This window comes from Kribbella sp. NPDC051718 (assembly GCF_040681515.1).
GTDB lineage: Bacteria > Actinomycetota > Actinomycetes > Propionibacteriales > Kribbellaceae > Kribbella.
Genome location: NZ_JBFAYZ010000012.1, coordinates 91,649 through 103,214, shown reverse-complemented (window position 1 = coordinate 103,214; position 11,566 = coordinate 91,649). Strand labels below are relative to the sequence as shown.

Annotated in this window: 9 protein-coding genes; 5 read left to right on the top strand and 4 right to left on the bottom strand. The window is 68.1% G+C overall.

The annotated features are described in order from the left end of the window. Positions 1-94 precede the first annotated feature (94 nt). Complete coding sequence (gene aspS, locus AB0M15_RS35170) at positions 95-1,384, top strand: aspartate--tRNA(Asn) ligase (RefSeq protein ID WP_363828587.1); 1,290 nt, start codon at positions 95-97, stop codon at positions 1,382-1,384. A 38-nt stretch (positions 1,385-1,422) separates the two neighbouring features. Here the strand turns inward: aspS and AB0M15_RS35165 are convergent, their stop codons facing one another. The 4 genes from AB0M15_RS35165 to AB0M15_RS35150 all read right to left on the bottom strand — a co-directional run bounded on the left by AB0M15_RS35165 (position 1,423) and on the right by AB0M15_RS35150 (position 5,649). Then, positions 1,423-2,862 carry a hypothetical protein gene (locus AB0M15_RS35165; RefSeq protein WP_363828584.1) on the bottom strand — a complete coding sequence of 480 codons (1,440 nt, stop codon included), beginning with the start codon at positions 2,860-2,862 and terminating at the stop codon, positions 1,423-1,425. A gap of 2 nt (positions 2,863-2,864) precedes the next feature. Continuing rightward, a complete protein-coding gene (locus AB0M15_RS35160) occupies positions 2,865-3,965 on the bottom strand; it encodes a hypothetical protein (protein WP_363828581.1) in 1,101 nt (366 codons plus the stop codon). 3 nt (positions 3,966-3,968) lie between these two features. Beyond that, positions 3,969-5,108 carry a hypothetical protein gene (locus AB0M15_RS35155; protein ID WP_363828577.1) on the bottom strand — a complete coding sequence of 380 codons (1,140 nt, stop codon included), beginning with the start codon at positions 5,106-5,108 and terminating at the stop codon, positions 3,969-3,971. 103 nt (positions 5,109-5,211) lie between these two features. Continuing rightward, complete coding sequence (locus AB0M15_RS35150; RefSeq protein ID WP_363828572.1) at positions 5,212-5,649, bottom strand: hypothetical protein; 438 nt, start codon at positions 5,647-5,649, stop codon at positions 5,212-5,214. A 258-nt stretch (positions 5,650-5,907) separates the two neighbouring features. On the opposite strand from AB0M15_RS35150, the gene AB0M15_RS35145 reads away from it, so the two are divergent. The 4 genes from AB0M15_RS35145 (at position 5,908) to AB0M15_RS35130 (ending at position 11,523) form a co-directional block, all read left to right on the top strand. Next, positions 5,908-7,167, top strand: a complete 1,260-nt coding sequence (locus AB0M15_RS35145; RefSeq protein ID WP_363828569.1) for an ArgE/DapE family deacylase — start codon at positions 5,908-5,910, stop codon at positions 7,165-7,167. Between the two features lie 21 nt (positions 7,168-7,188). Then, the gene (locus tag AB0M15_RS35140) at positions 7,189-9,849 is read left to right on the top strand and encodes an AAA family ATPase (RefSeq protein ID WP_363828566.1); all 2,661 of its coding nucleotides are present in this window, start codon (positions 7,189-7,191) and stop codon (positions 9,847-9,849) included. A 137-nt stretch (positions 9,850-9,986) separates the two neighbouring features. Continuing rightward, entirely contained in the window at positions 9,987-10,694 is a 708-nt protein-coding gene (locus AB0M15_RS35135) for an alpha/beta hydrolase (protein ID WP_363828563.1), read from the top strand. A 31-nt stretch (positions 10,695-10,725) separates the two neighbouring features. Next, entirely contained in the window at positions 10,726-11,523 is a 798-nt protein-coding gene (locus AB0M15_RS35130) for an alpha/beta hydrolase (protein WP_363828560.1), read from the top strand. Positions 11,524-11,566: the final 43 nt, after the last annotated feature.

Genomic DNA, 11,566 nt, shown 5'->3' with positions numbered 1-11,566 from the left:
GGTCAGTCGACCTGGTGAAGGTGTGGTGGCACCGCGAGTACCCTTCGCCCACACCTCCGGGGTTCGAGTTGACCAACGGAGGTGAATTACAGCGATGCGCATTCTCAACCACGAGATCCCCTCAGCAGTAGGCCAGACCGTCACGGTGGCCGGCTGGGTCCATCGAAGACGACGGCTGGCGGCCGTCAGCTTCCTGGTACTACGGGACCGCTCCGGCCTGAGCCAGATCGTCGTCAAGACGGCCGAAGCCCAAGCCCAGCTGGACGAACTCGGCGAGGAGACCGTCGTCCAGGTGACCGGTACGGTCGCCGCCAACCCGCAAGCACCGGGCGGGGCGGAGATCGTCGACCCCGTCATCGAGCCGCTGACCGAACCGGCCCAGACACCACCCATCGAGCTCTGGCGTCCGACGGTCGGGGCCGGGCTGCCCGTAGTACTGGACAACGCGCCCGTCGCCCTCAGGCACCCAGCCGTCCGGGCCGGGTGGGAGGTCGCCGCGGCTGCATTGCACGGCTATCGGGCTTCGCTTGACGGGCAAGGGTTCACGGAGATCCAGACGCCGAAGATCGTCGGCACTGCGACCGAGTCCGGCGCGAACGTCTTCGCGCTGGACTACTTCGGCGGGCCGGCGTACCTGGCGCAGTCGCCGCAGTTCTACAAACAGACGATGGTCGGGGTGTTCGAGCGCGTCTACGAGGTCGGCCCGGTGTTCCGCGCCGAGCCGCACGACACGGTCCGGCACCTGGCCGAGTACGTCTCGCTCGACGCAGAGCTCGGCTTCATCCAGGACCACCGCGACGTGCTCGCCGTACTGCGGACCGTCATCTCCGCCATGCTCGCAGCTGTCGGCGAGCGGGCCGGTGGTGCGCTGGAGCGACTCGGCGTCAAGCTGCCGGAGATCCCTGTCGAGGTGCCCGTCCTGCACTTCAGCGAGGCGCTGAAGCTGGCCGGCGCAAACCCGGACGAGCCCGACCTGGCGCCGGCCGACGAGCGCGCGATCGGCGAGTGGGCGTTGCGCGAGCACGGCAGCGAGTTCGTCGCGGTCGAAGGGTACCCGATGGTGAAGCGGCCGTTCTACACGCATCCACAGCCGTCAGACCCGCGCTGGTCCAACTCGTTCGACCTTCTTTTCAACGGGGTCGAGTTGGTGACCGGCGGGCAGCGGTTGCACCGGTACAGCGAGTACGTGGCGGCGCTCGAAGCGCGAGGCGAGTCGGCGGACGCAACGGCGTACCGGTCGTATCTGCAGACGTTCAAACACGGCATGCCACCCCACGGTGGCTTCGCAATCGGCCTAGAACGCTTCGTCGCCCGCTTGACGGGCGCCGAGAACGTCCGCGAGGTAACCCTGTTCCCCCGCGACCTCCACCGCTTGACACCGTAGCCAACCAACTAGCTGTTCCTCCCCCCGGGGAGGAACAGCTAGTTGGCCACGGTCACAGGAATCGACGCACTCGCCTGACTGACGTTGCTCACGTTGTCGGTCGCCACAGTCACCAGCCGGTACGGACCGTTGGCGGGCTGCCCGGTCCAGGTCACCAGGTAGTTCCCTGCTGCCGTCGTCGACGAGCCGATCAGCGTCCAGTTGGCGCTGGTGCAGGCGCCGGTGTAGCCCGAGCAGCGGTAGTACGCAACCGTCTTCACCCCGGACCCACTGCCGTCGTTCACCCCACTGGTCAGCGCAGCTCCGTTGCTCACAGCAACGGTCACGTTGAAGGCCGCCGACACCGGCGACGAGGTCAGCCCACTCGCCGACGCCGTCAAGGTAAGCCCGGTGGCTGCCGTGTTGATGACGACACCGCTGAAGGTGGCTCGCCCCGCGCTATTGGTGATCGCCGTGGCACCGGCATCGATCACGCCCGCTGACACCGCCAGCGTCACACTGATCCCAGAAGCAGCAACATCGCTACCGCTCGAGTTCTGCACCTGAACCGTGATGGCCGGCGAGATCGCCGACCCGGCTGAGCTGGAAGACGGCCCTTGGACGAAAGCAAGCTTGCTCCCGGCCGGCACGCTGATGACGATCGAGCCACTGGTCGCCGTACTGACCCCTGTACGACTCGTATCGGTCGCGGCCAGGGTGTAGGTCCCTCCAGTGCTGAAGAACACCCCACTGAAGGTCGCGACACCAGCCACGGCCGCGACGTTCGTGTAGGTCGCAGGAGCCGAGTCGATCGCTCCCCCGGCCGGCCCACTGGCGATGCTCAGCGTGATGTTGTCGGCGGAGCCGTTCCCGGTGGTGATCGTGTTGCCGACAGCGTCCTTGACGGAAACCCGGAAGGTGGCCAGCGGGGAACCCGAAGTGCCGGTGGCCGGCGGCGCTGTGGTGTAAGCCAGCTGGGAAGGCGCCCCCGCGGTCAGTACGACAGGACCTGACGGTGAACCGGTACCTGCGTCCTTGGAGGTCGCAACGGTGAAGTTGGTGGCCGGATATGAACCCACGGGCGCATTGGTGATCCCTGCGATCGTGAGCGTGGCCGCAGTGCCCTTCTGGTGGTCACAGGTGCCGCCGCTGTTGGCCAGCAGGACCGTGACGACGTTCCCGCTCCTGGACGCGGTTGCCGAGCAGGCCGTGAACCCGGTTTGGAGCGTCACAGCTGGCGTGCTCGGCAGGGTGAACGAGGAGTTGAAAGTCACGATGACGGTGTTGCCGGCGGCGAGATCGCCGCCGCTGCCGTTGGCGGTGGTGAAGCCGATCTGCCAGCTCGCCGTGGCTCCACCGGTCTGGGGTGTGCCGACGAAGGTGACGCCGCTGGTGGCCGCGAACGCCGCCGGTCCGCCGACGATGCTGAGGGTGACCCCGACCAGCGTCGCGACCACGGCGCCGATCAGCCATACCAGCTTGCTCTTCGATGGCTTCATCATCAGGAGTGTCCGTTCACGGTTGGGCGGGTGACGGTTGGTGGGGTGGTGTCCACCGTGATGGGGGTGGCGGCGCTGGGGGTGCTGGTGTTGCCGGGTGAGTCGGTGGCTACTGCGACTACTCGGTAGGGGCCGTCTGCGGCCAGGGGTGCGGAGGTGGGGACCTGGTAGTTGGTTGCTGAGGTTGTGGAGGTCCCGATGCCGATCCAGTTGGCGCTGGTGCAGGAGCCCGTGGAGCCGGCGCAGTAGTAGTAGCTGACTGAGGCGACGGTTGAGTCGGTGTCGGTTGCTGTGGTGGTGAGGGTTACTACCTCGTTGTTGACGAAGAGTGGGGTGGTGCCGAAGGTGACGGCGGCAGTTGCGGCCGGTGCGGAGGCTGTTGGGGCGGATACGTCGTACAGGACCGTGTTGTCGGTGCTGGTTGACGCTGTGTTGCCTGCGCCTGCTGTGTTGTGGACGGTGTTGGCTGCGATCGACGCGCTCACGGAGCCGGTACCGGTAAATCCGCTGACTGCGATGTTGTAGGTCGTCCCGCTCCCGGTGACGACCGCTGTCGCAGTACCGGGTGCGACGGTCACGTCCGAGCTGGTGAAGTCCGTGACGATGGCGTCGAAGACGACGGTGAAGTTGATCGGCGCGAGCTTGGTCGGGTCGGCCTGGCCGGCCGCCTGGTTGACGGTGACCGCGGGCCTGGTGTTGTTGACGGTGACGTTCCCACTCGGGGCGCTGACAGCGGTCCAGCTGGCGAGCACGGAAGTGACTGTGTAGTGGTAGGTCCCGTCCGCCACGGCGAGGTCGTTGCACGACGTACTGGCCGTAGGTGCTGCAGGAGAGGTACCGCAGGCGGCGGCAGCCGAGCTGTCGCTGTTGCGGACCCGCGTTACGTAGTACCCGGTTGACTGGGTGGAAGCGGTCCAGCTGACTTCAACTGTGCCGCTGCCGGGCGTCGCTACAGCGGCGGCGTTCGTTGGCGGGGCCAGTGTGCCTGTCGTCGCGCTGCCTGTACCGGTGCCGGAGGTGGTCCAGAAGGCCAGGGCTACTCCGGTGGCCGTCAGTAGGACAACAGTGGTACCGAGCAGGAGGAGCAAGCGTCTGCGGATCATCGTTCAGCTCCCCTGACCTGAGCCGGAGTAGGCAAGCGTGAGGGTGACGCCCTTGCAGCCGTCCTGGTTCAGTGCGGTGTTGAGCATCGACACCTTCGGCTGGGCGGACGTACTGACGCCGAGGCTGGACAACGAGGTACTGCCGTTGGCCGGCACTGTGAGCGGATAGGAACCGCTGTACTGCACGACCGCGTAGTCCGCCGCTGTACATGGCTGGCTATGGGCGATCGCGTAGGCGGTCCGGGTCACCGTCTGCACTGTCACCGTCAGGTTGGTGATGGACAGCGGCTTGTTGTTCGGATTCGTCAGCGTGAGGTTCAGTGGCCGGGAGACGCCGGGTGCCAGGGCGCCGGACGGACTGCCGGAGATGGTGAACGGTTTGCCGCCTGCTGTGACCACGAGGCTGACACTCGAATACGCGAACTGCTGGGTGCCGCTCGGGTTGTTGCCGTAGCTCACCAAGTACAAGGTGTAGCTCGCGGCAGCCGCAGCGGCGGGTGTGGTGATCTGCAGCGTGGAGGTCGTCCCCGTCGTCGGGTTCGGCGTGAAGGCAGCCGTCGCCCCGGCGGGAAGGCCTCCCAGTACTGCGAAGCTGACCGGGCCGGGGAAGTTGGTACGGGCCAACTGCACGGCGTACACGGCGCTAGCGCCGGCCGCCATCGTCACCGAGGCCGGCGTCGTGGTCATCGTCAAGGAACTCGACAGCGGCAGATTCACCGTCAGGCCGGCCGAAACCGTACCGTTCACCGAGCCGCTGACTCCCTTGACGGTGATCGTCTTCGACGCGATCGGCGTACTGGTCGTGGTGCTGATGGTGAGTGTGGAGGTGCCGGTACTGCCCGAAGTCAGCGTGACCGAGGACGAACTGAAGGCGGCCGACGCGCCGCTGGGCAGACCACTCGCGGTCAGTGTCACCTTGCCTGCGAACCCACCGGTCGAGGTGATCGCCACGGTGTAGGTGGCGGCCTTGCCGCGGGTGATGGACTGGCTGGCGGGCGAGATCCCGAGGTTGATACCGGGCTTCGCGGGCTGCGCGGCGTACGCCACCCCGGCCGCGGTCAGCACCAGCAGCAGACCTGCGATGACGAGTTTCGTGCCGGCGTGGGCAGACCGAAAGGCGGGTAACACTCGCCAACGCGACATCTGCACCTCACTCCTTTCGGCTGAACATGGGCGGACGACGGACCTCGGCGTTCACGGACCGGGCGAGACCCCCCCGCCCGGTTCCGGGAACACGCGGAGCTGGCTAGTTGCTGCTCAGCGTCAGCGTGATCGTCGCGCTCTTGCAGGCGTCCTGGTTGACCGCCGCGTCGGTGAAGGTGAGCGTGCCGCTGTTCGCCAGCGCGACGCCGCTCGCCCCGGCCGCGATGGTCTGGTTCTCGGCGACCGGAGCCACGCTGAACCAGGCGGCGTCACAGGTGCCGGACGCGGTGACGACCGTGGTGACGGTTCCGACCTGCAGGCTGGAGGTACCGGCGTTGTCCGCGGTGAAGCTGACCGGCGTACTGGCGCCCGGCGTCAGTCCGTTGGCGAAGGACGCGTGCAGGACGACCGTGCCGTTGGAGGCTGCTGTCGTGCCCGAGCCGGTGCCGGAGCCCGTGGTGCTCCAGTAGGCGAAGGCCGAGCCGGCGCCGATGACGAGGACGGCGGCGGCCGCGACGAGGATCTTCTTCTTGTTACGCATTGTGGTTCTCCTCTCCCCGTAAGGGGATCCGAAGTGCAAGTTCGCTCCGATCCGGGCTGGACCGACATCACGAAGAGTGACAGTGATCACGACGGGTGCTTGTCGGCTCGTCGGGTGGACTTCGCCCTCCGATCGGGTAGTTCGGTTGACGGGTGATCGGTGGTACCGAAGGCCTGTACAACGTGTGTATGGTTCAGCCGGGCCTGGCCCCGGCGACTTCGGCCCGCGTCGCCGGCCTAGATATCGGGAGACCGAAGGATGACCTCCGAGATCGAGCAAGCCGTCCTGGCGGCGGTCGACGACCAGCAGATCGTCACCGACCTGCAGACCCTGGTGCAGATCCCCAGCGTCGACGGGACGCCGGTCGAGAACGAGATCCAGGGCTGGGTGGCCGCACGGCTGCGGGGCCTCGGTATGGACGTGGACCACTGGCAGTTCGACCTGCCGGCCGTCACCGGCGACCCCGACTTTCCCGGGTGGGAGGTCGAGCGGACCGAAGCCTGGGGCTGTGTGGGAGTGACCCCAGGTGGTGGCACGCCAGGGCTGATTCTCAATGGGCATGTGGATGTGGTGCCGGTCGGGGATCTTGGGCTGTGGCCGGACGGTGATCCGTTCTCGGCGCGGGTCAGCGACGGGATCATGTGGGGTCGCGGCACCTGCGACATGAAGGGCGGACTGGCGGCGATCATCGGCGCTGTGGCGGCCCTGTCCTCCGCCGGAGTCTCGCTGCGGAAGCCGCTCGCCGTGCACACCGTGATCGGTGAGGAGGACGGCGGACTGGGCGCGTTCGGGACGCTCAAGCGCGGTCATACCGGCGAGGCCTGTCTGATCGCCGAGCCCACCGCCGGTGGCGTCATCCCGGCCAACGCAGGCTCACTCACCTTCCGCCTCGAAGTCCCCGGCCTCGCCACGCACGGCTCGACCCGTACCCGCGGGGTCAGCGCGATCGAGAAGTTCGCCGTCATCCAGCAAGCGCTCGTACGGCTCGAGATCGACCGCAACCGCGACCCACACCCATTGCTCAAGCACCTCGATCTAGCCAACCCACTGTCGGTCGGCACGATCCAGGCAGGCGACTGGGCCAGCACCGTCCCCGACCTACTAGTCGCCGAAGGCCGCTACGGCGTACGCCTGGGCGAGCCGGTCGCGGACGCCAGGCGGAGCTTCGAGCAAGCGGTCGCTGAGGCGTGTGCTGCGGACGAGTGGTTGCGGGAGCACCCGGTCAAGGTCAGCTGGCCTGGTGGAGTGTTCGCGTCCGGGCTGCTACCGGAGGGCGACCCCCTGCTCGACGACACGTTGCGCGCAGCAACCGCCGCAGGTGCTGCCGAGACACCGGACGTCAAGGGCGGCCCCTACGGCTCCGACCTCCGCCAGTACGCCGCTGCCTGCATCCCCACCCTCCAGTACGGCCCAGGCGACGTCCGCTACGCCCACGCCACCGACGAACACGTCCCGCTGGCCGACGTCCTCCACTGCGCCCGCACCTACGCTCTCCTCGCTTTGCAGCGGTGTAGCTAGCGCTGGTGGTAGAAAGTGCGCATGGGACCGCTGCGGGGACGCTCAGGAGAGCTGGGCCAACTGCTGGAGGCTCTGCGGGCGGCTGAGGGTGGTACTGCCTCGCTGACCGTAGTGACCGGTGAGCCGGGGATCGGGAAGTCGGCGCTTGTGCGGGCGCTGGTGGAGCAGGCGGAGCGCCGTGGGGTGCTGGTCGCGCAGGCGGCGGCGCATCAGACGGACGAGATCAGCCCGCTTGCCTCGCTGGCTCCTGCGCTCAGGACCGGGGTAGAGCCGCTGGTCAGCACCGAGCACTTCCTTGAGCTTGCCGGGCTCAACGGGCAACCGCTGTGGCTGGGTGAGCGGCTGGCGGATCTCCTTGGACGCCGGCTGGACGGCGTACCGGCTCTGATCGTCCTGGACGATGCCCAGTGGGCTGACCCGCTCACCAACTTCGTCCTGCGGATCGTGATCGCGCGGCTGAGCCGGGCGAAGGTCATGTGGGTGCTTGCTACCCGCCCTGGGCCGGGTGCGCTGTTCGACCAGCTCGTCGACGCTGTGCGGGACCAGGTGCCGGTGCATGCGATGCAGTTGGCTCCGCTGAGTACGGAGGCGGTACTGGAGCTTGCTGCTGACCGGCTCGGCTCACCTGTGGACCCATCGCTGTCGGTGCGGCTGGGCGGCGTACAGGGAGTGCCGTTCCTGGCTGAGCAGCTGGTGGCCGGGCTGTACCTGGCCGACCTGCCGGACGGCCTGGTGGAGGGTGTGCGGCGCCGAGTCAGCAGCACGTCGGAGTTGTGCCAGGAGTTGCTCCGTACGGCCGCTGTGTTCGGCAGTGAGTTCCAGCTGGACGATGTCGCCGTACTGATGGGTGACTCGATCGCGAAGCTGGCCGGGGCGCTGGAGGAGGCCATTCGCGCCGGGTTGCTGGCTGATGGGACCTCTACGTTGAGCTTCCGGCACGAGCTGCTGCGAGCCGCAGTACTGGCCGAGGTGCCGCCGTCAGCGCAGCGAGCGTTGCACAAGGCGATTGCCGACCAGCTGCTTTCCAGTGGGCAGGGTGCGTCGGCTGCTGCGCCGCACATCCTCGCCACGGCTGCCGCTGGAGACGTTGGGGCGATCATCACGCTCCGGGAGGCGGCCCAGGAGCTGCTACCGACTATGTCGATCACTGCGCTCAAGGTGATCCAGGAGACCTTCGAACTCACACTGCCGGAGAGTCGGCTCCGAGGTGAGGTCGGCGAGGATGTCATCGCCATCCTGCTCCGGCTCAGGCAGTTCGCCCAGGCGGAGGCGTTCGCCGAGGACCTGCTCGGCGGAACCGCTCTCTACCGAGGTCCTGTATCCCCGGATCTGCGCGCCTCGATCATGCTCCGCCTGCTCCCGCACCGCTGGGCCACCGGCCGCCTAGGCGAGAGCGAGCTGGATGTGCCCGGCGCCTCAGCCCAACTGGCCGAGCGCCTCAGGTCATACCGAGTGCTGGGCCGCCTGGAGGCCCCCTTTGAGACCACCGACGCCGTTGCTCTGGGCATCCAGCACCTAGCCGCCGCCGAGCGCGCACAGCGGGCCGGCCGGTACGCCGAAGCCCGAGACCTCTACCGCGAGGCCCGCCTGGCCGCCGGCGAGCAGGTAGGCAGCCATCCCGCCATCCACATCGAAATGGCCGAGCTCTTCTGCCAAGCCCAGGCAGACGAGCTAACCACCGCCCTGACCCGCCTCAAAGACCTCCTAGGCGCCAGCGACTCCTGGCTAGCCCCCCAGCTCTCGGTACTACGAGCCCGCCTGGAGCTAGCCACCGGCAACCTCCCCGCCGCCACCGAAGCAGCCACCTCCTGCATCCGCTGGAGCGCCGAAGTCCACGACAACACCTCCGAACCCACCGCCCGCCAGATCCTCGCCTTGATCGCCCTCCTCAAAGGCCACCCCACCGAAGCCCGAGAACAATCCCCCGACCCCCAAATCCGAGCCCTGCTGGCCATCGCCGACGGCGACCTGTCAGCAGCCACCAAGCTCCTGGACACCCCGCTCGACTTCCCAGAACGCCACGACCTCCTGATCATGGCGGCAACCACCGCCCCTGACCCCAAAACCGCCGCCCAAGCCGCCGACCTCCTGTCCGCCCAAGCCGAAGCCACCCCCACCCGCACCTTCCAGGCAGCAGCCCAACTAGTAACCGCCCACAACCAACTACGCGAAGCAACAGCAGCCAGCACCGACGTAGTAGGTGTTGCTGGTGCTCGGGCTCGGTTGGTTGCGGTTGTTGAGCTGTTGGTTGGGTCGCCTCGGCGACTGTTGGTGGCTCGGGCTGATGAGTTGCTGGGGCGGGCGGAGTTGGAGGCGGGCGAGCGGGCGGCGGGGGTGGCCGCGTTGGAGCGGGCGTTGGGGCGGTATACCGAGTTGGGTGCGGCGGCGCCGGCTGGGAAGGTGCAGGCGGTGTTGCAGGCGGCGGGGGTACGAAGGCGGAAGTGGGCTGCGGTGCCGCAGCGGCCGGAGTCTGGGTGGGACGCGTTGACGCCGATGGAGCGGCGGGTGGCCTTGCTGGTGGCGGAGGGGCATACGAACAGGTCGGCGGCTGATGAGTTGGTGTTGTCGGCCAGTACCGTCGGGACTCACCTGAGGGCCGCGTTCGGGAAGTTGGGGGTCAACTCGCGGGTGCAGCTGACCCGGCTGGTGCTCGAGCGGTTCGCGTCTCCCCCGAACGCATGAGATTTGGGTGCGGCGGGTGAGCTGACCCGCCCGAAGAGTTCATCCGAGTTCCGCTGTTCGGTCGATTCGCGGGCTCGTCCATCCGAGGTTCTATTGCGGTGCTGGAAATCCCACTGCTAGAGAACGAGGAACTGAAGATGAGCGAGAAAGCCACCACCGTCGTCCTGGTCCACGGCGCGTTCGCCGACGCGTCCAGCTGGAACGAGGTCGTCACCGACCTCACCGCCCGCGGCATCAACACCCTGGCGCCGGCCAACGAGCTGAGCGGCATCGCCCGCGACGGCAGCCGGCTGGCCGCCCAGGTCCGCGAGATCGACGGCCCGGTCGTCCTGGTAGGCCACTCGTACGGCGGCGCCGTCATCACCGCCGCGGCCAACGACGCCGACAACGTCACCGGCCTGGTCTACATCGCGGCCTTCGCCCCGGACGAAGGCGAGACCCTTGGCGGCCTCAACGAGAGCTTCCCCGCCACCGACTTCGGCACCGGCCTCGCACCGCACAACCTGCCGGCCACGGACGGCAGCGAAGAGACCTGGCTGAGCATCGCCACCGACAAGTTCCACCAGCTGTTCGCAGCCGACGTACCGGCCGCACAGGCCGACGTGATGGGCCGCTCGCAGCGCCCGATCGCCGCGGCCGCGTTCGGCGAGCCGGCTCCCGCGGCCAGCTGGAAGCGCCTGCCCACCCACTTCCTGATCGCGACCGGCGACCAGGCCATTCACCCCGACGGCGAGCGCGAGATGGCCAAGCGCGCCGGCGGCACCACGATCGAGGTCGACGCCTCGCACGCCGTCTCGGTCTCCCAGCCGAAGACCGTCGCCGACTTCATCGCCTCCGCGCTCTGATCCCCGCACACCGAACAGGAGCAACAGAATCATGAATCCCCTTCGCCGCACCCTGGTAGCGGTCGCCAGCCTCGTCCTGCTGGCCACCGGCGCCACCGCCGCCACCGCGACCACCGACACGCACCCGAACAAGCCCAAGCCGACCATCGTCCTGGTCCACGGCGCCTTCGCCGACGGCGGCAGCTGGAACAAGGTCAGCGAGAAGCTCCAGCGCGACGGCTACAAGGTCGTCGTCCCGGCCAACCCGCTGCGCGGCCCCGAGAGCGACACCAAGTACCTGACCGGCGTACTGGCCGGCATCCCCGGCCCGAAGGTGCTCGTCGGCCACTCGTACGGCGGTGCGATCATCACCGAGCTCGCCTCCACCCCGGACGTGAAGGCCCTCGTGTACGTCGCGGCCTTCATCCCGCAGGCCGGTGAGACCGTCGGCGGACTCAACTCCCAGTTCCCGGGCAGCGAGATCGGCCCCGACACGACCGATGTGATCTCGTACGCCGGTGGCGTCGACCTGGCGATGAAGCCGGAGGCCTTCCGGACCGTCTTCGCCGACGACCTGCCGTACCGCGAGCAGTCCCTGCTCGGCGCCTCCCAGCGTCCGATCGCGGCCTCGGCCTTCACCGAGGTGATCCAGAAGTCCGCCCCGGCCGACCTGCCGAAGTACGCGATCCTGCCGTCGAAGGACCGCGCCATCGCCCCCGCCGCCGAGGCGTGGATGGCCCAGCGGGCCGGCGCCAAGACCGTCAAGGTCCAGGGCGCGTCCCACCTGGTGATGCTGTCCGAGCCCTCCCCGGTGACCAAGCTGATCGAGCAGGCCGCCACCAACCGCTGACCATCCTTCCAGCCCAAGTCGCGCAGTCCCCGGAACCTCGGGG

Bases quoted from the DNA above. Each gene is read 5' to 3' on its own strand.
- aspS (WP_363828587.1), top strand. From the start codon at position 95: ATGCGCATTCTCAACCACGAGATCCCCTCAGCAGTAGGCCAGACCGTC.
- AB0M15_RS35165 (WP_363828584.1), bottom strand. From the start codon at position 2,862: ATGAAGCCATCGAAGAGCAAGCTGGTATGGCTGATCGGCGCCGTGGTC.
- AB0M15_RS35160 (WP_363828581.1), bottom strand. From the start codon at position 3,965: ATGATCCGCAGACGCTTGCTCCTCCTGCTCGGTACCACTGTTGTCCTA.
- AB0M15_RS35155 (WP_363828577.1), bottom strand. From the start codon at position 5,108: ATGTCGCGTTGGCGAGTGTTACCCGCCTTTCGGTCTGCCCACGCCGGC.
- AB0M15_RS35150 (WP_363828572.1), bottom strand. From the start codon at position 5,649: ATGCGTAACAAGAAGAAGATCCTCGTCGCGGCCGCCGCCGTCCTCGTC.
- AB0M15_RS35145 (WP_363828569.1), top strand. From the start codon at position 5,908: ATGACCTCCGAGATCGAGCAAGCCGTCCTGGCGGCGGTCGACGACCAG.
- AB0M15_RS35140 (WP_363828566.1), top strand. From the start codon at position 7,189: ATGGGACCGCTGCGGGGACGCTCAGGAGAGCTGGGCCAACTGCTGGAG.
- AB0M15_RS35135 (WP_363828563.1), top strand. From the start codon at position 9,987: ATGAGCGAGAAAGCCACCACCGTCGTCCTGGTCCACGGCGCGTTCGCC.
- AB0M15_RS35130 (WP_363828560.1), top strand. From the start codon at position 10,726: ATGAATCCCCTTCGCCGCACCCTGGTAGCGGTCGCCAGCCTCGTCCTG.